Raw genomic sequence first — 22,557 nt, 5'->3', positions numbered from 1 at the left:
CTATTCCGGCTCACCGATTGAAGAGCTCGAACGTAAACTTGACTCCCATCTCCTGATACTTCCAGTTGGCAAAGCTTGCAAAAACGCCAAAGTCGAAAACATGCGTACCAATGCCATAGCCCACTTCAAGATAAGGATTCAAGTGAGGAACAACCAACGCATTCAGATACAGACGCTCATTCAGCACGTATTGGGTATACTTTTTCAGATGACGAAGCAGCAGAAAAGGAGCTTCATACGTAAAATGTCCGCGGACATATTCGCGCGAAGAGTTGTACCAACGTCCGTCGAGCAACTGGAACACTCCTCCGATTTCATCATTCCACCCGACAGGAAGATTGGAACGCGCCAGATTGGCAAAGTCCACAAAATAGAGTTCCTTCTGGTTCGTAAAAGCTCCCCAACCTAAACGGTAATAAATATCGCGCATCAATCCCAGCGGGATATTATGCTGGAAGTCCACTTCAATGCGCTCATACTTTCCGGTGCTGTGCATAATTCCACTGAGACCGCGCTCCCAGTCCACCGATACGGTGGGATATTTGGAATAGAGATTGATTTTGCGGTCACCACTCATATAGTAATATTGTCCGGGCGTCCATGTCACACGCACACGCGGAGCAAAACTATTATAACTATGGCGAAACTTCTTCAGCACCGAAGGATCGAACCCCGGATAAAGCGGCGGCATGGCTGTCGACATGACACTTGGTCCATCCGGATATACCAGCACAAACTTGGAACGTTCCACCTCCGTACGCCTGTGCAAGGAGAGACCTACATCCAAAGTAAGCCCATTAACAACCTCCCAACTATGGCGTATATGCAAATACAAGTCCTTGAAATAATCCAAATGTATCTGGTCAAAATCAAAGATGCTGTCGGGGATGGCTTTCAAATCCTCCAGCACATCACTACTGTAAATACGGTTACCATTACCCACACTGACATGCAAGGCGGCACGCTTGCGGGGCCAATAATCGAAATCGGAATTGATCGACCAATAAAACTCCTTCCGTTTGAAATTATAACCCAGCTTAGGGACGACGCGTAGCAGGCGGTCGCCCGTAAACAGACGGTTATACTTAAACTCCTGACGATAGGAGAAGCCGTTGCTTCCACTGTAACTCAGCAACAAAGGATTGATAAGAGGCGAGCAACGCACACTTCCCATTTTAGCAAAGTCCACTGTGTACCTGCTTACCAGCGCATCGCCTATCTGTCCCCAAAACTCCAGCCTTTTGTTTTTCGGCTTTTTCTTATATAGAAGCGTGTCGCGACGCAAAAAGAAATCTTCATACAAAGTCTGTTCATGCGGTGTCAGCGGGATGGGGCGCAAAGTATTGAAGTAAGCCGTATCACGCTGGTAAGCGTTGGTATCCGTCAGCAGTGTATAGGAGTCGGACAAGTCATATTTACTCTTGAGCCTGTTCCGTCCGGCTGCGGCTGCCGGATCTTTCTGATGAATATCTTTATAGTCAAGCACTGCCGTATAGCTACCGTCTATCACATTGCCAAGCAAACGGAAAGTCGCATCCACATTAAAATGTACGGGCAGAAACTCATCCTTGCTTCCCACCTGTCCCATTCTCACCTGATTATTAAAACGGAGCATCTCGGAACGCCCGGAAAAGCGTATTTCACGTACGCTCCACACATTGTCGCTCACAATCATATAACCGCCTACAAGTTGGAAACTCTTGCTCTTCGGCATAAACCGGATACGGAATTCGCGATTGTGCGCCTCGCCCATTATGGAATCTATATAATAGGTATAGTACTTTTTCGCATTGGCGGCCAGTGGGGAGAGAAGTTTGTCGTACAATAAGGTGGAAGAATAGATGTTGATGTGGAAGTATTCGAGCAAGCGGCCGTCCAACTCCCATAGTTCAGAGGTGGTACCTACGCTTGCTTTCACTTTCTGGTCGTAAATGTCGGGGGCAGTGTAGTGCAGCTCACTATATGTTTCCATCATATACTCCCGCACCCCTTTCTTGATACGGAACATGGAAGGGATAAAACGAAGCAGGTGATTCTTCTTCCGGATATTCGCCCACCCTTTTATATAGAGCTCCGCCTTATATTCATCGACAATACGCTCATAAAAAGGAGCAAAGAAGATAACCCTGTCCATAATGGAATCTGCATAAGCCCTCTGTTCCGCATACGATTGAGGAACAGCCGTAGCACCCGCCTTCTGCAAACCTGCACACAAGAGACAGACTCCTATCCATATGCATATTAGATGTTTCAACCGCGATATCTTCTTACGTGGGAGCAAATATAGAAAAAAAGTAATAACTTCCACCTAAAATCTTTTTTCATTTTCCGAAAGCGAAGGAGAGCACAAAATGCACATTTTAGCAATCAGCCCCTACTTTTGAGGGGGTATATCAGCAAAAAACATATAAAACTCCAAGATTACCCCCTAAAAAATAGGGGGTAATTCAGAAAAAACATATAATTTTGCGCCCAGCAACCAATAAAAGAAGAGACAAATATGTCAAAAATGAGATTTTTTGCTTTGCAAGAGCTCGCCAACCGTCGTCCTCTTGAAGTTATCACCCCTTCAAACAAGTTGTCCGATTATTACGGCAGCCATGTTTTCGACCGCAAAAAGATGCAGGAATACCTGCCGAAAGAAGCCTATAAGGCTGTAACAGACGCTATTGAAAAAGGCACTCCCATTAGCCGGGAAATGGCCGATTTAATAGCAAACGGCATGAAAAGCTGGGCAAAATCCCTGAATGTCACCCACTACACGCACTGGTTCCAACCTCTGACGGACGGCACAGCCGAAAAACACGACGGCTTCATCGAATTCGGCGAAGACGGGGATGTCATCGAACGCTTTTCCGGGAAATTGCTCATCCAACAAGAACCGGACGCATCTTCTTTCCCAAACGGCGGTATCCGCAACACATTCGAAGCACGCGGATATACAGCATGGGACGTCTCCTCACCGGCTTTCGTCGTAGAGACCACCTTGTGTATTCCGACAATCTTCATTTCTTACACAGGTGAAGCGCTGGACTACAAAACACCTTTACTCAAAGCACTTGCAGCAGTGGACAAGGCAGCAACAGATGTGTGCCAACTCTTCGACAAGAACATAACACGCGTATATACCAACTTAGGCTGGGAACAGGAATATTTCCTTGTAGACTCCGCGCTCTACAACGCACGCCCTGACTTATGCCTGACAGGACGCACGCTAATGGGACACTCCTCCGCCAAAGACCAGCAACTGGAGGACCACTATTTCGGCTCTATTCCGCCCCGCGTTACGGCTTTTATGAAAGAACTGGAAATAGAATGTCACAAGCTGGGTATTCCCGTCAAGACACGTCATAACGAAGTGGCTCCCAACCAGTTTGAGCTGGCCCCCATATTTGAAAACGCCAACCTTGCCAACGACCACAACCAATTGGTAATGGACCTGATGAAACGTATCGCCCGCAAACACAACTTTGCCGTATTGTTGCACGAGAAGCCATACAGCGGCGTGAACGGTTCGGGCAAACATAACAACTGGTCGCTCTGCACTGATACGGGGATAAATCTTTTTGCTCCGGGGAAAAATCCGAAAGGTAATATGTTATTCCTTACTTTCCTCGTAAATGTGCTGATGATGGTATATAAAAATCAGGACCTACTCCGCGCATCCATTGCAAGCGCAGGAAACAGTTACCGACTGGGAGCCAATGAAGCCCCCCCTGCCATATTGTCCATATTCCTGGGAAAGCAGCTATCCTCCATTCTCGACGAGATAGCCCGCCAGGTGAGCAACAGCAAAATGACCGCCGAAGAAAAGACAACTCTGAAACTGGGCATCGGACGTATTCCCGAAATTCTATTAGATACGACGGACCGCAACCGAACGTCCCCCTTTGCCTTCACCGGTAACCGTTTCGAATTCCGCGCCGCCGGCTCATCCGCAAACTGTGCCGCAGCCATGATTGCCATCAACGCTGCAATGGCAAGCCAACTGAACGAATTCAAAATTTCCATCGAAAAGCTCATGGAAGAAGGCGTCGGCAAGGATGAGGCAATCTTCCGCATACTGAAGGAAACAATCATCGCTTCCGAACCTATCCGTTTTGAAGGAGACGGATATTCAGAGCAATGGAAACAAGAAGCTGCCAGCCGCGGACTGACAAACATCTGTCATGTGCCGCAAGCCTTGATGCGCTACATGGACAACCAGGCCCGTTCGGTACTCATCGGAGAACGTATTTTCAATGAAACAGAATTGGCCTGCCGCCTCGAAGTAGAGTTGGAGAAATACACAATGAAGGTACAGATTGAAAGCCGCGTTTTAGGTGATCTCGCCATAAACCACATTGTCCCGACTGCCGTTATTTATCAGAACCGCTTACTGGAGAATTTGCGAGGACTACGGGAAATCTTCCCACCGGAAGAGTATGAAGTGCTCAGTGCCGACCGCAAGGAACTCATACGCGAAATATCCCACCGCGTAACGGCTATCAAAATGCAGGTACGTGAAATGACGGAAGCCCGCAAGGTTGCCAACCATATGAATAATTACAAAGACAAAGCCTTTGCGTATGAAGAAACAGTGCGCCCCTATCTGGAAAGTATTCGCGAGCATATCGATAATCTTGAGATGGAAATAGATGATGAGATATGGCCGTTGCCGAAGTATAGGGAACTGTTGTTCACCAAATAATGGGGTAGTTTTCTCCATATAATACACAGAATCTCACAGAGTTTTCTTTAGACAAAAGAGCAGAGCCTATTGCTTTTCATATATAATAGGTATTCTTACGCATAGGTAATGCACTTATGCCCGTCTGCCCCCAAATGATAAAGAAGAAAACCCTGTGAGACTTTGTATTGGCCTACGATGAAATAAACTTCCATTATCTTACCGCCCGCCACTTTCCTGCATTTTTTTGACACAAATGTATCATTTTTAATTTTTTCTTTTTACATTTGTGCTGTACAACACAGTTTTGCAGCATTTATGGTAAAAATAAACTTATCCGATATTAATGTTCCGGAGTTGATCCCTGATATATGGTCACCCCTGAATGAAGAACAGCGAGAGTTTCTCGCTAACCATTTTACGCTTCAGAATTACAAGAAGAACGAGATTATTCACTGTGAAGGCGAGACACCCACTAACCTGATGTGCCTGCTGAACGGAAAAGTCAAAATATACAAAGATGGTGTAGGCGGAAGAAGCCAAATCATCCGTATGATTAAACCGACCGAATACTTCGGATACCGTCCCTACTTCGCAAAAGCGGATTATGTAACAGCGGCTTGTGCATTCGAGCCCTCATTGGTCTGCCTGATACCGATGACCGCCGTCATGACACTGTTGTCGCAAAACAACGAACTGGCGATGTTCTTCATCAGACAGTTATCCATAGACCTCGGCATTGCCGATGAACGGACTGTAAACCTCACCCAAAAACATATCCGCGGCCGACTGGCAGAATCTCTCATTTTTCTCAAAGAAAGCTATGGCCTGGAAGAGGATGGCTCCACATTAAGTATTTATCTGTCTCGTGAGGACTTGGCGAACCTTTCCAACATGACGACATCCAATGCCATCCGCACTCTTTCGCAGTTTGCGACGGAACGCCTGATTACCATTGACGGAAGGAAGATTAAAATTATTGATGAGGAAAAGCTAAAGAAAATAAGCAAAATAGGATAAGAAGTTATTAAATTGAGAATAAAAAAGAAGGCTGCGCGGCATAAGTGTTATATAACGAATGCCGCGCAGCCTTCTTTTTTATTCTCAATTCAGCAAGAATCTTTCTGCTTCAATTGCTGCCATACATCCCGTAGCCGCTGCTGTGATGGCCTGACGATAATGAGGATCGGCAACATCTCCCGCTGCAAACACCCCGGGGACTTTTGTACGGGGAGTGCCCGGTTCTGTCAGAATATAGCCTGTTTCATCCGTATCGACATAAGGCTTGAAAATATCAGAATTAGGCTTATGACCGATAGCCAGGAAGAAACCGTCGATTGCCAAATCATAACGCTGTTCATCCGATTCGCCCATACGTTTCACCAAGTGCACGCCTTCCACGCCGTTATCCCCATACAGCCCTACCGCATTATGTTCAAACAGCACTTCGATTTTCTCATCCTTCATCACCCGTTCCTGCATGATCTTGGAAGCACGCAAGAATGGTTTACGTACAATCAAATACACTTTGCTTGCCAGGCCAGCCAGATAAGAGGCTTCCTCACAAGCCGTATCACCTCCGCCAACTACCGCTACGACCTTCTTACGATAAAAGAAACCGTCGCAGGTGGCACAAGCGCTGACACCCATACCGGCATACTTCTTCTCATCTTCCAGTCCCAAGTATTTGGCAGCAGCTCCGGTTGCAATAATAATGGTTTGCGCCTCAATAACCTTTTCCTCATCAATGGTTATCTTATACGGAGAACGGCTCAAATCAGCAGCCGTAGCCACACCGTAACGCAAGTCCGTACCGAAACGCTCGGCCTGCCTGCGCAAATCGTCCATCATCTGCGTGCCGCTGATGCCTTCCGGATAACCGGGGAAATTCTCTATATCGGTGGTGGTAGTCAACTGCCCACCGGGTTGCAACCCCTCATAAAGCACCGGAGAAAGATTGGCGCGCGCTGCATAAATAGCAGCTGTATATCCGGCAGGACCGGAACCTATGATCAAACACTTTACTTTTTCTGCTTCCATATTATACTCTTTATTATTAATTACATTTATCATCTTAAATCAATTATCTCAGCCGTAGGGAAAGCCCTCTTATCAAACACAAACAGGCTGTCATCATAACTCTTTCCCGCTTGATAGGAATTTATGAACACTACCACCGCATCTTTGCTCCCTCTCTGAACCATACTAAGCCTCAACGGGCGGAAAGAGCCTTTCTCTATATACAAGATAAGACACTGAATGTCCTGACTTCGCTTGGTGGCTGTCATTACCACTTTATAGGTTGTATTGTCCGAAGCATTGCCAATTTTGGCAACCTTCAGCTTATAATCCTGATTGTAGAGAGATAACCATGAATAAGGATTAATACTTTGCAATTCCTCCGGCGTAGGTTCGGAAACATTGATCTCATCACTGGAAGCTAGATAACTCCATTGCGTACGTCCGTCAAACCACGTTTTCATGCCTTCCGTTTCCAATAGGAATTTATCGCCTTTCAAGCAAATGGTTCCGTTTGAATTGCCCTCAGGCGCGCGAACAGAGAATCCTATTTTCACTCCTCCCTCCCTACGAAAAGCATCCGCCGTACGGTCAAGTATATCTTTGGCATCCGGTTCTTGCGCTACCATCGGCAAAGCCAGACAGAGCATCCCAAGAATAAACAAAAGACTTTTGATTTTCATATAATTTAAACAGTGGTTTATTACAAATTGTTCAAACGCGCCTCCAAGTCCGTTATGTCCGTACAGAATACCTCACGCGCTTTACTGCCTTGTGCCGGGCCTACTATCCCGGCTTTCTCCAACTGATCCATTATGCGCCCCGCACGATTATACCCGATGGCAAACTTACGCTGGATGAGCGAAGTGGAACCCTGCTGCTGATAAACAATCAGCTGGGCGGCATCTTCAAACAACGGGTCAAGACGGCCCATGTCCACATCCCCCAAATCGCTGCCTGCGTTCTCGTCTACGTATTCAGGCAGATAGAAAGCCGTAGGATAGCCTTGCTGACGGGCTATGAACTTTGTAATCTCTGCAACCTCCGGCGTGTCGATAAATGCGCACTGCACACGAACAGGATCAGCTCCCTGCAAGAACAGCATATCACCGCGACCAATGAGTTGATTGGCTCCCGGCCTGTCAAGGATAGTACGGGAATCCACCATCGCCGATACGCGAAAAGCGATACGCGCCGGAAAGTTGGCTTTGATCGTACCTGTAATGATATTCGTCGTAGGACGCTGCGTAGCGATAATCATGTGTATACCTACGGCGCGTGCCAACTGGGCGATACGCGCAATAGGCAATTCCACATCTTTACCGGCGGTCATAATCAAATCACCGAACTCATCAATTACCACCACGATATACGGCATGAACTTATGTCCCTTTTCCGGATTCAGACGGCGATTGATAAACTTCTCGTTATATTCCTTTATATTACGCACGTGTGCAGCCTTCAACAAGTCGTAGCGGGTATCCATCTCAACACAGATAGAATTCAGGGTTTGGACAACCTTCGTTACGTCCGTTATAATGGCATCCTCACCGTCGGGAAGCTTGGCAAGGAAATGGTGTTCGATAACTGAATAGATACTGAATTCCACTTTCTTCGGGTCTACCAATACAAACTTCAATTCCGCCGGATGCTTCTTATACAACAAAGAGGTAATAATGGCATTCAACCCGACAGACTTACCCTGACCGGTAGCACCGGCCACAAGCACATGAGGCATCTTGCACAGATCCACCATAAAAACTTCATTGGTAATGGTCTTGCCCAATGCAATAGGCAGATCATACGTAGACTCCTGAAACTTCTTGCTGCCAATGATGCTCTGACCGGAAACAATCTTCGGATTGGAGTTAGGAACCTCAATACCGATTGTTCCCTTTCCTGGTATCGGAGCAATGATACGGATGCCCAGTGCAGACAAGCTCAATGCAATATCATCCTCCAAACCGCGTATCTTAGAAATACGGACGCCTTGTTCCGGCGTTATCTCATAGAGTGTCACCGTAGGGCCAACCGTAGCCTTGATAGTACTGATTTCAATGCCAAAGCTTCGCAGTGTATTGATAATCTTATCTTTATTGGCATTTTGCTCCGCCATATCAATCGTAGGTTCGGCATTGTCATAATGCTTCATCAGGTCAATTGTAGGATAATGGTAGTTCTCCAAGTCAAGACAAGGGTTATACGGTTCTATTTCAGGGCCATGATATTCTTCATCTTCCACCGTCTCCACTTCAAACGTAGGCTCATTCCCCTCCTGTTGTCCCGATGCGGGAGCAGCAGAAGCGACATCGGGCGACGAAGCTTCAATCGTCATGGGCACTTCACCCTCTTTGGCAGCCGCAGCTTTATTCTTTGGCGCACCTCCCAAGTCGAGCATTATTTCATGGGCATCTTCTTCGTTATCTTCTTCACCGGCTTCTTCCAAGTGCCCGGAGAACTCTTCCTGCTCTACACCAGAAAGCTCTTCGGGCTCCGCAGGCTTTTTCTTCCCTCTCACCGTCCAAGAGTCCGTAAACTCCTCCGGTGTTTCACCTGACTCTTCCTCCTTTTTCTCCTTACGTTTCAAAAAACTAAGGCTAAACAAGTTACGCAGCCAGATAACCGTACGTGCACTCAAATAAATGAGGAAGCAAATGGCAGTAACCAGCAATATCATCCACACCCCCGGCACCCCCACCTGAGACACCAGCCAATTGCTGACATTATATCCATGCATACCGCCCAAATAAAGGAAAGAGTCCTTATATTGGTCAACGAACACGAAGCCAAAGAACACCGAGAACCAAATCAACAGCAACGAACATCCGATAAACCACTTCCATAAGCGCACCACGCGGACACGCATCAGCTTCAGTCCAGCCACCGCCAGGAACACCAGAATGAAAAAGGATGATATGCCGAAACAGTCGTTTATCAGGTAGCTGGCAAGCTGCGCTCCACGCGAACCTGCATAGTTCTTCACACCGTTATGTGTGGAAATCAAGTCCTGCGCATTACCGGAGTCTATAATACTTTGGTCGGCCGCCCCTGTAAAAAAGAACGACGAAAAAGCCAGCAACAGGTAAACCGAAAAGATTACCAATATCAAACCGACCACAAAATGAACAGTCTCATTCTTTAAAACGGCTACTGCTTTTCCTAAGAAAGAAATAGAACTCTCTGTATCTTTGGTTGTATTTTTCTTGACCATAAAATGTATTCCACTAATATCCGTATAATGACGCAAAAGTAACAAAAAAAAGCTTATGCGATAATGCTTTCAAACCTTTTTCGTACCTTTGCTCTGCGAAAATAGGCAGCACCTTAGCAAAATGCAAATAAATTTGCTTCTACATTCGGTTTGCACTATCTTTGCGTTCCAAATCAAGAAGATATGAAAAAAGAAAGTCAAGTGATATTCGACCGTAATGTTGTGGAATTTGTAACCGTAGCCGCCGAGTTCTGTAAGTTCTTGGAACAGACGGAAACAATCAAACGTTCCACATTCGTCGATACATCCTTAAAAATACTTCCCCTGCTTTATCTCAAAGCGTCCATGCTGCCCAAATGCGAGACAATAGGCAACGAAGCCCTCGAAACATTTGTGACAGAAGAAACCTACGAGATACTCCGTATGAATCTGGCAGGTCTACTCGCCGAAAAGGACGACTACCTGGATGTATTCGTATCGGACATGAAATACAGCGACCAGCCCATTACAAGAAACATCTCCGAAGATTTAGCCGACATCTATCAGGACATCAGAGACTTCATCTTCGTATTCCAACTGGGGCTTAATGAAACAATGAACGACTCGCTCGCAGTCTGCCGGGAGAACTTCGCCCTGTACTGGGGACAAAAGTTAGTAAACACCCTGCGTGCCCTGCATGACGTGAAATACAACCAGCCGGAAGACGAGGAAGAAAATCAAGACGAGGAAGACGAATAAACTTTAAACTATGATCATCAGAAGAAGTATAGATAAAGAAGAAGTGAAGGATATGCCGAAAGCACTCTTCCCGGGACAAATACACGTCATACAGACCCCCCAGGAAGCGGAGCGTGCTGTGGCCTACCTGAAAAAATGTCCCATACTGGGCATTGACAGTGAAACGCGCCCGTCCTTCACCAAAGGGCAATCCCACAAGGTAGCCTTATTACAGGTTTCATCGGAAGAGCACTGTTTCCTTTTCCGTCTGAACCTCACCGGTTTGACTCTTCCGATCATCATGTTGCTTGAAAATCCCGGCATAACAAAAGTAGGGCTTTCCCTGCGCGACGACTTCATGATGCTGCACAAGCGCGCCCCGTTTGAACAGCGCGCCTGTGTCGAACTGCAAGAATATGTCCGCACATTCGGTATCCAGGACAGAAGCCTGCAAAAAATATATGCCATCCTCTTCGGCGAAAAAATATCCAAGAGCCAACGCTTATCCAACTGGGAGGCCGAAATGCTGACGCCGTCCCAGCAACAATACGCTGCCACCGATGCGTGGGCGTGTCTCAACATATACAACCGGCTGCAGGAGCTGAAGCGCACCGGTGACTTTGAAATGGCAATCGATGAAAGTTGCCGTACAACCGCATTATAACATTTCCACATCTTAATTATAATTATGTATAAAGTATATCTAAAGCCCGGCAAAGAAGAATCACTGAAACGTTTCCACCCTTGGGTGTTTTCCGGCGCCATCGCACATTTCGACGGAGAACCTGAGGAAGGAGAAGTGGTTGAAATCTATACATCCAAAAAAGAATTCATAGCAAAAGGACATTTCCAGATTGGCAGCATTGCCGTTCGTGTGCTTAGTTTCTATCAGGATGAAGCAATCGACGCCGACTTTTGGAAACGCAAACTCAGCATAGCCTATGACATGCGGCGCAGCATCGGCATCGCCGAAAATCCTGTTAACAACACCTATCGCCTGGTACATGGCGAGGGCGACAACTTACCGGGACTTGTGATTGACATCTACGCCCGTACTGCTGTCATGCAGGCACACTCTGCCGGCATGCACCTCGACCGTATGGCAATAGCCGACGCCTTGACCGAGGTTATGGGAGATAAAATTGATAACATCTACTATAAATCCGAAACGACCCTCCCTTTCAAAGCCGATCTCTATCCGGAAAACGGCTTTCTGAAAGGTGGAAGTACAGACAATGTCGCCATGGAATACGGCTTGAAATTCCATATCGACTGGCTGAAAGGCCAAAAGACCGGCTTCTTTGTGGACCAACGCGAAAACCGTTCGCTGTTGGAACGCTATGCCAATGGGCGCAATGTACTGAACATGTTCTGCTACACCGGTGGCTTTTCGGTCTACGCCATGCGTGGCAATGCCAACCTGGTGCACTCCGTAGACAGTTCTGCAAAAGCCATTGATTTGACAAACAAGAACATAGAGCTGAACTTTCCCGGTGACAGCCGTCATGCAGCCTATGCAGAGGATGCCTTCAAGTATCTCGACCGCATGGGTGACCAATACGACCTCATCATTTTGGACCCGCCGGCATTTGCCAAGCACCGCGACGCATTGCGTAACGCCCTGCAAGGCTACCGAAAACTCAATGTCAAGGCTTTCGAGAAGATTAAACCGGGCGGCATACTCTTCACTTTCTCCTGCTCGCAAGCCGTCAGCAAAGAAAACTTCCGTACAGCCGTATTCACAGCCGCCGCCATGTCCGGACGCAGTGTGCGCATCCTGCATCAGTTGACACAGCCTGCCGACCACCCCGTAAGCATCTATCACCCTGAAGGCGAATACCTGAAAGGACTTGTTTTATACGTAGAATAAACAGGGATACCTCAGTCCCATACAGAGGGTATCTCTGTATGAGACTGGGATACCCTCGGTATAGAGCCCAGCCGGCAGACATAATTATCCAACCATAAAATCGCATCATATCCAAACGCCACTTATCATTCTAAGCGGCACTAATAAGCCACACAAAGAATTAAAACATGTTAATATATAGAAGAAAGCGAGCAAAAGACTATGTTATATAACATAAAACCGCTTATCTTTGCACTGTGTTTTTCATGGTATTAGATTTAAGGTTAACAAAGATTGGCTGTCTGGGATAGATAGCCTTCTTTTTTTATATACACTTCTTGTTTTTCTGCCCGCTGCGTCGTACATTTGCACCTAATCATAAATTCACAAAATTCAAATAAGGCTAATATTATGAGCATTAAATTCCGACTCACAGCTATGCAGTTTCTTCAATTCTTTATTTGGGGAGCATGGCTCATCTCGTTAGGCGGCTATATGGGCGGCACATTACACTTTGAAGGCGGTCAAATCGGCGCAATCTTTGCAACTATGGGTATCGCTTCGCTTATCATGCCCGGACTCATGGGAATTATCGCCGACAAATGGATAAATGCCGAACGTCTGTACGGCACGCTTCATCTCATCGGTGCCGGTGCTCTGATTTATGCATCCACTGCCACCACATACAGCAATATGTATTGGGCAATGCTGCTCAACATGCTCGTGTATATGCCCACACTGTCCTTGGCCAATACGGTTTCATACAATGCACTGGAACAGTACAAGCTGGACTTAATAAAAGACTTTCCTCCCATACGGGTATGGGGAACCGTAGGTTTTATCTGCGCCATGTGGGCAGTGGACCTTACCGGATTTAAGACAGGGCCTGCACAACTCTACGTAGCAGCCATTTCGGCCATAGTCTTAGGACTTTACGCTTTCTCCCTGCCCGCCTGTCCGCCTGCCCGCAGTGAAGGAAAAACAATGCTCTCTGCTTTTGGACTCGACGCACTGGTACTTTTCAAACAGAAGAAAATGGCTATTTTCTTCTTGTTCTCCATGCTGTTGGGGGCAGCACTGCAAATTACAAATACCTATGGAGACCTATTCCTAAGCTCTTTTGCCTCAATTCCTCAATATGCAGATTCTTTCGGAGTAAAACACTCTGTCATTCTGCTATCCATTTCTCAAATGAGCGAAACATTATTCATTCTCGCCATACCTTTCTTCCTGAAACATTTCGGAATCAAGCGTGTGATGCTTATCAGTATGTTCGCCTGGGTATTCCGTTTCGGATTATTCGGTTTAGGCGATCCGGGCAGCGGTTTATGGATGCTCATCCTATCCATGATTGTATATGGCATGGCTTTTGACTTTTTCAATGTTTCGGGCTCATTGTTCACCGAAATGGAGGCTCATCCGAGTATTCGCGCCAGCGCACAGGGATTATTCTTTATGATGACAAACGGGTTGGGAGCAATCATAGGCGGATATGCCAGTGGCGCCGTAGTAGACGCATTCTCTGTATATGCACCCGGCGGCGGTCTGATAAGTCGTGAGTGGACACCTGTATGGCTTATATTCGCTGGTTATGCATTAGTTATTGGAATATTATTCGGAATCGTATTCCGTTACAAACATACAACGGAAAAGGAGACCGGTAAAGTAGTGGAATGACAGAATGAATAAAAAGAAAGTTGAACTGCAGGTATTGAACATTTCAAACAGCCAAGCGCAAGCCGGAGCCTACGCTATGGTGCTGGGCGAAATAAACGGCCCGCGGCAATTACCGGTCATCATAGGCGTAGCCGAAGCACAGTCCATGATGATTGAAATGAGAGGCATCACTCCGCCCCGTCCGTTGACGCATACCTTATTTGCATCCGTCCTCAAAGCACTGGGAGCAAACTTATTGCGCATCCTTATCTATAAGGTGGAGAATGGCATTTTCTATTCCTACCTCTACATGAAAACAGAAGAAACCATCCTGCGCATTGACGCGCGCACCAGCGATGCCATTGCGCTTGCTTTGCGTATGAATGCCCCTATCTTCATATATGACGATATCTTAGAAACCGAATGTCTGAAGACGGAACACAGCACTATCGCAAACGAAAATGAAGATACCGATAAAGAGGCCGCTTCCCCTAAAAAAACATTAGAGCAGTTGAAAGCCGCCCTCCAAAATGCCATAGACAAAGAGGACTATGAACGGGCTGCACAACTGAGAGACATTATCAATCAGCAAAAAAAACAATAAACAACCATGCACGTATTCTACACACCTGATATACAATCACATGCCGAATTACCTGAGGAAGAGGCTGCTCACGCCGTCCGCGTATTGAGACTACAAACCGGTGATGAAGTGACGCTGACCGACGGCAAGGGCAACTTCTATCGTGCGGAAATCAGTACCGCCACGAATAAGCGCTGCCTTGTCAACCTGCTCGAAACCATTCCTCAGACACCTTTATGGAGCGGGCATCTGCACATCGCAATGGCTCCCACCAAAAACATGGACCGCACCGAATGGTTTGCAGAGAAGGCTACCGAGATAGGTTTTGACGAACTGACTTTCCTCAACTGCCGCTTTTCGGAGCGCAAAGTTATAAAGACGGAACGCATCGCCAAAATACTTATTTCCGCCATTAAGCAATCTCTCAAAGCACGATTGCCCCAGCTGAATGAGATGACCGATTTTAATAAATTTATCAGCCAACCTTTCAACGGCCGCAAATTCATAGCCCATTGCTATGAAGGAGACAAGCCTTTATTGAAAGATATTGTTCGCAAAGGAGAAGATGCGCTGGTGCTTATCGGCCCCGAAGGCGACTTCAGCGAGGAAGAGGTGAAGAAAGCCATTGAAAACGGTTTTGAGCCTATCAGCCTCGGCCGTTCCCGGTTGCGTACTGAAACAGCTGCGCTCGTCGCCTGTCACATTTTGAATCTGCAAAACCAATAACACAATATGAAAAAGAGCATTTCCTTCCATTTACTGCCGGTTTTAGTGATGTTACTGTGTCTAAGTTCATGCAGCGAAACCACGAAAAAGACAGAATACACCCATTCCATTCCCTCCAATGTTACGGAAATGGCATCACTCGATGTAAAGAGCATCGTCAGTAAGGCCGGACTGAATGATGCAGCCAGCAAGGCCACTTTGCAAGAGCTGCTGGGAGCGCTTTTCGAAAACAAAAACGCCGCTCTGAAAGAAGAAGCTGAAACTCTGCTGCAAGATCCTGCCGAAAGCGGAATAGACTGGAGCGCCCCGGTCTACCTATTCAAAGCCCCTACCCTACACAGCACAGCGATAGCCCTGAAAATAGCCGATTTAAAGAAATTTGAAGCCATGCTCGAACTATTTGCCCAAGAGCAGCTATGTACCGTTCCGGTAAAAGTCCAAGGCTACCACAGCGTTGAAATTAAAGATGCTGGAGTATTGATAGCTTATAACGACGGCACTCTGCTTGGAGTTTACGGCGGAAGCTCGGAACAACTACAAAAATTGCAACCGGCTATCACTGCCCTCATGCAACAGCCCGCCGACAAAAGCATCCATGCAAACAAACATTTCACTTCAATGCTACAGCAAAAGGGAGATATCCGCCTGTTGGCAACTCCTGATGCCCTGCCCATGGATGTGCGTGGTGTACTGAACTGGCCGCATGGTACGCAACTACTGGGTTACGTCTTGTTTGAAAACGGCCGCATATACGCCACTCTGCAAAGTGCCGACTTCAAAGGAGATACCAAAGAGGACAACCAGCCCTTCCATCCCAAAAACTCACGAGAATTACAACAAGCCATGTTGAGTATGATGCATGGAAGACCTTTCAACATCTCATTGACCAGCGACGAATTGCTCACACTAAGTAACCTTCGTGTCCTCATGGAATATGCCTCGGATGAACCGGAAATCAAGAACCTCTATCAAATGATTATGAAAATAGAAGAACTGAACCTACGGGGAGACAAGAACCGGACCAATTTTACAATAGTTCTGAATGAGAAAAAAGAGAATGCATTGAAACAACTTGTCGACTTTGCCAAGCTATTTGCAGGAAGTAACCCATAACTCATAATCAATGAATCGCATCCATTTACAGCAGACTTTACCTCAGGTTTTTGCTGGTCGTGACACTGTCACTTCACAGATATGGCACCAAAACATTGTGTTCAGCAAGGGAAAGCGTTATTTAGTAGAGGCTGCTTCCGGTACCGGCAAATCGTCTTTATGCAGCTATATCTATGGATATCGTCAGGACTATCAAGGTATCATCAATTTTGATGAACAGAATATCCGTTCATTATCTGTCAATGAATGGGCAGATATAAGGAAACATTCACTCAGTATTCTTTTTCAAGAGCTTCGTATTTTCCCCGAATTGACAGCTCTTGAAAATGTATTATTAAAGAATCGCCTGAACGATTATAAAAAGAAAAAAGAGATTATCGCTCTCTTCGAAGCAATCGGTATTCCCGATAAAATCAACGAAAAGGCCGGCATGCTTTCTTTCGGGCAACAACAACGGGTCGCTTTTATCCGCAGCCTTTGCCAACCGTTCGATTTTATCTTCTTAGATGAGCCTATCAGCCATTTAGATGACGAAAACAGTGCTATAATGAGCCAACTACTCATGGAAGAAACAGAAAAGCAGGGAGCCGGAGTTATTGTTACGTCTATTGGAAAACACTTGGAACTGCCATATGACGAGACTCTCCGGCTATAATTCATAAATTACAAATCATAAATCAAAAAATGAACAGACTTGTTTGGAAGCTCCTTCGCCAGCATATCAGTGTAGGCCAGTTGACAGGTTTCTTTCTGGCCAACCTCTTCGGCATGATGATTGTACTGTTGAGCATACAATTCTATCAAGATGTGCTCCCTATTTTCACGCAGGGAGACAGCTTTATGAAAAAAGAATATATCATTGCTACCAAAAAAATCAGTACCCTCGGCAGCCTTACCGGAAAAAGCAACACTTTCTCCCCAAAAGATATTGAGGAAATGAAAGAACAGCCCTTCACCGAAAATGTAGGAGTTTTTACCCCCTCTTTATTCAAAGTATCTGCCGGATTAGGCATGCAGAAAGCCGGAATACATCTTTCCACCGAAATGTTTTTTGAGTCTGTACCCGATGAATACGTAGATGTCAACCTCGATAAATGGCTTTTTGACAAAGAGACCCGAGTTATCCCTATTATCATTCCTCGCAATTACTTGAATCTCTATAATTTCGGCTTTGCACAAAGCCGAAGTCTTCCGAAACTCTCTGAAGGGCTTATTAGCATGATACAGATGGACATCACATTGCGTGGCAACGGACGTGTGGAACAATTCAAAGGGCAGATTGCCGGTTTCTCCAACCGTTTGAATACAATTCTTGTTCCTCAAACATTTATGGACTGGGCTAATACGAGCTTTGCCCCCGGTAAAGTTGCTCACCCCTCCCGTCTCATCGTCGAAGTAAAGAACCCTACCGACACTGCCATCAGCGACTACTTCCGGCAGAAACATTATGAAACCGAGGGTGATAGCCTGGATGCCGGAAAAACGACTTATTTTCTACGTCTCATCACCGGTATTGTCATGGGAGTAGGATTATTTATCAGCATATTGTCTTTCTACATCTTGATGTTAAGTATCTTCCTACTACTGCAAAAGAATACCGTAAAACTGGAAAACCTGCTTTTGATAGGATACACCCCCAAGCAAATAGCGTTTCCCTACAATATTCTGACAGTTAGCCTGAACCTCTTGGTATTGACGCTGTCTGTCGGCGGAGTTACATGGCTGCACAGTTATTATACAGAGATCATCAGTACACTATTTCCGCAAATAGAGACAGGAACACTACTTCCATGCTGGATAGTGGGATGCACTTTATTCCTTGCTGTTTCTTTACTGAATATCATACTGATACACAGAAAAATCGCAAGCATTTGGAAAGGTAAGCAAACATACCGATATTAGAACCCACGAATTACCGGTGCTGATTCATATACTCTTTTGGTGACATTCCGTATTTCTCCCGGAACGAACTGGAGAAATGAGACAAGTTGGTATATCCTGTGGCATAGGCTATCTCCGAAATAGTAAGTTTATGGTCTTGTGCCAACAAAGCAGCAGCCTGTTGCAAACGGATATTCTTGATGAAATCGCGTGTGGAAAGATTTGTCAACTCTTTCAGCTTGCGGTGCACATGCACCCGGCTCAACCCGACTTCGGAAGCGAGCATTTCAACATTCAGCGCAGGATCATCCAAATGTTCGTTCACCACTTTCATAATCTTGTCCATCAATATCTCGTCACTGGACTTCATAGTGATTTTTTCCATTTTATCTTCCTGCTGTTGTGCCCCGCTGAATTTATTACGCAACAACCTGCGATTATTTATCAGGTTAGCAATGGTCTTTTTCAGTAATTCCGTATTGAAAGGTTTCACCATATAAGCATCCGCACCCGTCTCCATGCCTTCCAAAGTGTCCTCCGGTTTGGACTTGGCTGTCAACAAGATTACAGGGACATGGTTTACGTTGGTATTCTGCTTTATCTTCCGGCACAGAGTCAGCCCGTCCATTTCAGGCATCATAACATCGGAGATAGCTAAATCAGGAGTATCACGCAAGATCAAATCATACGCCTCCTTACCATTACTGCAGGTCTCCACTTTGTATTCATCCGATAATTCAGATTTCAGATAAGCCTTGATTTCATCCTCATCCTCCACAACCAATACCCGTAAGCGTGTCTTTGATTTCATATTGGTTTTAGATTCCTCCTCCTCTTCTTCGGCAACCAACCCTTCCAGTTTCGCCAAAACAGGCTTTTCAATAGTATGGAACATCGCTGTTTCTTCATCTACAGTTTCCAACTCATCAGTGCGCAAATGCGCCGATCCCAACGGTATACGTATAATGAAACGGCTTCCGGAAGCATCTTCCCTGTTTTCGGCAAAAATCTCACCATGATGTAACTGCACTAATAAATGAGACAAGTGCAAACCGATACCGGTACCAAAATTTGACTTTGTTACGTCATTATCTATTTGATAGAAACGTTCGAAAATACGTTCTATTTTATCCCTGTCGATACCGATACCACTATCCGTTATCACAATTTCAAAATACTCGCGCAACGCATCCCGCCGCGTAGCATTCTGACCTGTTGTCAAACTGATCTGTATCTCTCCTCCATCCGGAGTGTACTTAAATGCATTGGAAAGGATATTCATCAATACCTTATCAAAATTATTCAAGTCTATCCACACTTTTAGCTGCGGCATCTCATGTTCAAAAGTAAAATGGATATTTTCTTTATGAGCCAAATACTCAAAAGTCTGCATTACATCATTGATAAACCCTACCAAATCTGTTTCACGAAACTTTAGGAACATCTGCCCCTTATCCAGTTTACGGATATCCATCAGCTGATTAATCAACCGCAGGATACGTTGAGAATTACGATAAATCATCAGATACGTCTTATGCAGCTCACTGTCTTTCTTTTCCGCCAGCAATTTTTCCAATGGATTGATTATAAGCGTCATAGGAGTTCTTATTTCATGGGATATATTGATAAAGAACTGCAATTTCGCTTCATTGAGTTGTTCGGCATGCTCCCTCTTCATCATTTCACGACGATGCCGTATACGGGACCGGATATAGTTCACAATGCCCAATACCAGCAATCCGAGTAAAACAGCGTAAATACAATATGCCCACCAAGCCTGATACCAAGGAGGAGTAATTACAATCTTTATCGTGCACACTTCCGAGTAATTGCCATAATTAAGTGCGCGCACACGAAAAGTATACTTACCTGGCGGTAAATTATTATAAGTCACACGATTATCACCAGGTTCGGAGCTGAGCCATTGTGAACCCAACTCATCAATCTTATATTGATAGGATATCTGCTCGGGATTGTTATACTGCAATGTCGAGAAAACGATACTGAATGTATTATCCTTATAAGACAGCCGGAACTTTTTAGCATCCTGCACCGAAGTAGAGATTACCGGCTTCCCTCCTGAAAGAGTATTCTTATGTACAGGCTTATTGAATATATAAAAATCAGTAATCCATACCTTAGCTTCTTTTGAAGTATTGCCTATGTTTTCCGGAAGAAAAGACGTAATACCATTAACACCGCCGAAGTATATCTTTCCGAACTTATTCTTGTAGAAAGCACCATGAGTGAATTCATTGCCTTGTAACCCGTCTCCCGAATAGTAATTAATAAAGCGATTATTGTTTATATCATACCGACTGATCCCCATGTAGGTGCTAATCCAGATGTCATGCTGGAAATCTTCGCTAAGCCCGCAAATCACATTACTAGGCAAACCGTCTGCCATTGTAAACCTCTCCAGCCTATTCGTCTTTTTATCAAAACAATATAGTCCATCTGTTGTACCGGCCCAAATCTTACCCGAAAAATCTTCTTGGATAACATAACCCACACAACCGGGAATCAATGTGTTAACCTTTTTATAATTAATAAAACTCTCCGTCGACGGATTAAAACAGCTTACTCCTTTATAATGCCCCAACCATATCAGTCCTTCGCTATCACAATATATATAGTTCACCCAATCATTAGCAAGCTCATTCCTTTTTAAATCATTGGTTTCATCTTTAGAAGATTCATAATGCTTTAAATCTCCGGTCTTCAAGTTATATCGGTAAAAGCCAGCGCCTAATGTCCCGATATATAAGTTTTTCTGTTTGTCTTCTGTTATTGAAAATACGCTTTCATCATCAATAGGCAAAAGATATTCACAGTCCCCGGTTCTCCGATTGAACTTAGCAACCCCACGCGTATAAGAACCAAACCATAGGTTTCTGTCTGTATCTTCATAAATACACATTATCGTACTAGCCACAGAACGGGCAGCATTTCCCGGTTGATAATGCCTCAACCTTTTTCCTTTTGCATCCAGCTCGTATACCCCCTCATTGTCTGCACCAATCCATAAATGGTCATTGCTATCTTGAAAAATAGACATGATACATCCTTGTCCGATAGGATTATAATAAATGGACTTGTGCCCATAATATTCAAAAGGATTTTCTTGTTTCGGTATCAAAACGATCCCTTTCTGAAATAATCCCAACCATAAATTATCATCCTTATCTTCCAAAATTGTATGAATCTTTCCATCCGAAAAATTTATTGGAGCTGAATTAATGGTATAATCTTCCAACTCTCCCTTTGCAGGATTATACATTTTTAATCCCTGTCCATCAGTACCAACCAATAACCGGTCATTCACCAACGACATGCAACGAACAGATAAAACCTCATTCCCTATATAAGGAACAAGAGTAAAGTTATTCTCCTTTCTATTGTAACGTGATAGCCCTTGCTTTTTAGTACCTACAAAAAGATTTCCCTGCTCATCCTCTATTATGGTAGTAATATTGTTATCGGCAAGAACCGGATCTTTGAAAATACGCACTTCCTTCGTTGCAGGCATATAACAAATCAGTCCATTTCCATAAGTTCCTATCCAAATATTGTAATAAGAGTCCTCATAAAAAAAGGATTGAAAATTGTAATTAGACTGTTTCAGAAGATCATCTACAGAAACAGCCTGCGTCTGCCGCTCATCCAGACGAAACATGCCTTGACCGGTAGTTGTCATCCAAATTTCCCCATTATGTAATTCCTGCATCTGTGTTATATGCGGAAACACCCGCTTACCGGCGCGGAACATTGGAATTTCCAGAAAGGTATCTGTCTCACGATCATACTTCATCAGCCCATCAATACAACCTATCAGCAAATTACAACGACTATCCTCAAATAATGTACGCACATAATTATTTTTGATAGAAGACGAATCAGCAGAAACATGCCGGTAATTGGTAAAACGTAAACCGTCGAACTTATTTAGCCCATACTCAGTTGCAACCCAGACAAAACCTTGCTTATCCTGAAATATTTGATTTATCAAGCTACTGGACAATCCCATATCTGTGGTATAGATCTTCCCTGTCTGCGCCCCAACACCTTGAGCTATACAACACAAGCATATTACGAGTATCTTCCAAACGCATCTTTTCATAGTTTTTCTTTTT

General features: G+C 45.0%; 16 protein-coding genes. 11 read left to right on the top strand and 5 right to left on the bottom strand.

Annotated features, from left to right (window positions below):
• Positions 1 to 10: 10 nt before the first annotated feature.
• Complete coding sequence (locus NQ546_RS08215; RefSeq protein ID WP_394366442.1) at positions 11 to 2,263, bottom strand: DUF5686 family protein; 2,253 nt, start codon at positions 2,261 to 2,263, stop codon at positions 11 to 13.
• A gap of 237 nt (positions 2,264 to 2,500) precedes the next feature.
• Here NQ546_RS08215 and NQ546_RS08210 point away from each other — a divergent pair, with 237 nt between their 5' ends.
• Positions 2,501 to 4,690 (top strand): glutamine synthetase III family protein, encoded by a 2,190-nt coding sequence (locus NQ546_RS08210; protein ID WP_004289641.1) that lies wholly within the window; start codon positions 2,501 to 2,503, stop codon positions 4,688 to 4,690.
• Positions 4,691 to 4,987: 297 nt separating this feature from the next.
• The gene (locus NQ546_RS08205; RefSeq protein WP_004289639.1) at positions 4,988 to 5,689 is read left to right on the top strand and encodes a Crp/Fnr family transcriptional regulator; all 702 of its coding nucleotides are present in this window, start codon (positions 4,988 to 4,990) and stop codon (positions 5,687 to 5,689) included.
• Positions 5,690 to 5,773: 84 nt separating this feature from the next.
• On the opposite strand, the gene trxB is transcribed toward NQ546_RS08205, so the two are convergent.
• From trxB to NQ546_RS08190, 3 genes are read right to left on the bottom strand one after another with little or no spacing between them, the layout of a single operon-like run.
• On the bottom strand, positions 5,774 to 6,709 hold the full coding sequence (gene trxB, locus NQ546_RS08200; protein ID WP_004294224.1) for a thioredoxin-disulfide reductase: 936 nt from the start codon (positions 6,707 to 6,709) through the stop codon (positions 5,774 to 5,776).
• Positions 6,710 to 6,738: 29 nt separating this feature from the next.
• Entirely contained in the window at positions 6,739 to 7,371 is a 633-nt protein-coding gene (locus tag NQ546_RS08195; protein ID WP_004289637.1) for a LolA-like putative outer membrane lipoprotein chaperone, read from the bottom strand.
• A gap of 20 nt (positions 7,372 to 7,391) precedes the next feature.
• Complete coding sequence (locus NQ546_RS08190; protein WP_004289636.1) at positions 7,392 to 9,899, bottom strand: FtsK/SpoIIIE family DNA translocase; 2,508 nt, start codon at positions 9,897 to 9,899, stop codon at positions 7,392 to 7,394.
• A gap of 183 nt (positions 9,900 to 10,082) precedes the next feature.
• Here NQ546_RS08190 and NQ546_RS08185 point away from each other — a divergent pair, with 183 nt between their 5' ends.
• From NQ546_RS08185 to NQ546_RS08145, 9 genes are all read left to right on the top strand, one after another.
• Positions 10,083 to 10,637 carry a DUF5063 domain-containing protein gene (locus NQ546_RS08185; RefSeq protein WP_004289635.1) on the top strand — a complete coding sequence of 185 codons (555 nt, stop codon included), beginning with the start codon at positions 10,083 to 10,085 and terminating at the stop codon, positions 10,635 to 10,637.
• Between the two features lie 10 nt (positions 10,638 to 10,647).
• On the top strand, positions 10,648 to 11,280 hold the full coding sequence (locus NQ546_RS08180; RefSeq protein WP_004289634.1) for a 3'-5' exonuclease: 633 nt from the start codon (positions 10,648 to 10,650) through the stop codon (positions 11,278 to 11,280).
• Positions 11,281 to 11,304: 24 nt separating this feature from the next.
• Positions 11,305 to 12,486, top strand: a complete 1,182-nt coding sequence (locus NQ546_RS08175) for a class I SAM-dependent rRNA methyltransferase (protein WP_004289633.1) — start codon at positions 11,305 to 11,307, stop codon at positions 12,484 to 12,486.
• Between the two features lie 390 nt (positions 12,487 to 12,876).
• Positions 12,877 to 14,142 carry a nucleoside permease gene (locus NQ546_RS08170; RefSeq protein ID WP_004289632.1) on the top strand — a complete coding sequence of 422 codons (1,266 nt, stop codon included), beginning with the start codon at positions 12,877 to 12,879 and terminating at the stop codon, positions 14,140 to 14,142.
• 4 nt (positions 14,143 to 14,146) lie between these two features.
• A complete protein-coding gene (locus tag NQ546_RS08165) occupies positions 14,147 to 14,725 on the top strand; it encodes a bifunctional nuclease family protein (protein ID WP_004289631.1) in 579 nt (192 codons plus the stop codon).
• A 6-nt stretch (positions 14,726 to 14,731) separates the two neighbouring features.
• Positions 14,732 to 15,430: a 16S rRNA (uracil(1498)-N(3))-methyltransferase gene (locus NQ546_RS08160; protein ID WP_004289630.1), complete on the top strand. Its 699-nt coding sequence runs from the start codon at positions 14,732 to 14,734 to the stop codon at positions 15,428 to 15,430.
• Positions 15,431 to 15,436: 6 nt separating this feature from the next.
• Positions 15,437 to 16,543, top strand: coding sequence for a DUF4836 family protein (locus tag NQ546_RS08155; RefSeq protein WP_004294227.1), 1,107 nt, complete (start codon positions 15,437 to 15,439; stop codon positions 16,541 to 16,543).
• A gap of 10 nt (positions 16,544 to 16,553) precedes the next feature.
• Complete coding sequence (locus NQ546_RS08150; RefSeq protein ID WP_004289628.1) at positions 16,554 to 17,198, top strand: ATP-binding cassette domain-containing protein; 645 nt, start codon at positions 16,554 to 16,556, stop codon at positions 17,196 to 17,198.
• Between the two features lie 29 nt (positions 17,199 to 17,227).
• Entirely contained in the window at positions 17,228 to 18,445 is a 1,218-nt protein-coding gene (locus NQ546_RS08145) for a hypothetical protein (protein WP_004289627.1), read from the top strand.
• A gap of 10 nt (positions 18,446 to 18,455) precedes the next feature.
• On the opposite strand, the gene NQ546_RS08140 is transcribed toward NQ546_RS08145, so the two are convergent.
• Complete coding sequence (locus tag NQ546_RS08140; RefSeq protein WP_004289626.1) at positions 18,456 to 22,544, bottom strand: hybrid sensor histidine kinase/response regulator transcription factor; 4,089 nt, start codon at positions 22,542 to 22,544, stop codon at positions 18,456 to 18,458.
• Positions 22,545 to 22,557 lie beyond the last annotated feature (13 nt).

It is taken from the genome of Bacteroides eggerthii (genome assembly GCF_025146565.1).
Lineage (GTDB): Bacteria > Bacteroidota > Bacteroidia > Bacteroidales > Bacteroidaceae > Bacteroides > Bacteroides eggerthii.
This window is presented reverse-complemented; position numbering and strand designations above follow the sequence as displayed.

Coding starts and splice junctions, on each gene's coding strand:
- NQ546_RS08210 (WP_004289641.1), top strand. CDS start 2,501: ATGTCAAAAATGAGATTTTTTGCTTTGCAAGAGCTCGCCAACCGTCGT.
- NQ546_RS08205 (WP_004289639.1), top strand. CDS start 4,988: ATGGTAAAAATAAACTTATCCGATATTAATGTTCCGGAGTTGATCCCT.
- trxB (WP_004294224.1), bottom strand. CDS start 6,709: ATGGAAGCAGAAAAAGTAAAGTGTTTGATCATAGGTTCCGGTCCTGCC.
- NQ546_RS08195 (WP_004289637.1), bottom strand. CDS start 7,371: ATGAAAATCAAAAGTCTTTTGTTTATTCTTGGGATGCTCTGTCTGGCT.
- NQ546_RS08190 (WP_004289636.1), bottom strand. CDS start 9,899: ATGGTCAAGAAAAATACAACCAAAGATACAGAGAGTTCTATTTCTTTC.
- NQ546_RS08185 (WP_004289635.1), top strand. CDS start 10,083: ATGAAAAAAGAAAGTCAAGTGATATTCGACCGTAATGTTGTGGAATTT.
- NQ546_RS08180 (WP_004289634.1), top strand. CDS start 10,648: ATGATCATCAGAAGAAGTATAGATAAAGAAGAAGTGAAGGATATGCCG.
- NQ546_RS08175 (WP_004289633.1), top strand. CDS start 11,305: ATGTATAAAGTATATCTAAAGCCCGGCAAAGAAGAATCACTGAAACGT.
- NQ546_RS08170 (WP_004289632.1), top strand. CDS start 12,877: ATGAGCATTAAATTCCGACTCACAGCTATGCAGTTTCTTCAATTCTTT.
- NQ546_RS08165 (WP_004289631.1), top strand. CDS start 14,147: ATGAATAAAAAGAAAGTTGAACTGCAGGTATTGAACATTTCAAACAGC.
- NQ546_RS08160 (WP_004289630.1), top strand. CDS start 14,732: ATGCACGTATTCTACACACCTGATATACAATCACATGCCGAATTACCT.
- NQ546_RS08155 (WP_004294227.1), top strand. CDS start 15,437: ATGAAAAAGAGCATTTCCTTCCATTTACTGCCGGTTTTAGTGATGTTA.
- NQ546_RS08150 (WP_004289628.1), top strand. CDS start 16,554: ATGAATCGCATCCATTTACAGCAGACTTTACCTCAGGTTTTTGCTGGT.
- NQ546_RS08145 (WP_004289627.1), top strand. CDS start 17,228: ATGAACAGACTTGTTTGGAAGCTCCTTCGCCAGCATATCAGTGTAGGC.
- NQ546_RS08140 (WP_004289626.1), bottom strand. CDS start 22,544: ATGAAAAGATGCGTTTGGAAGATACTCGTAATATGCTTGTGTTGTATA.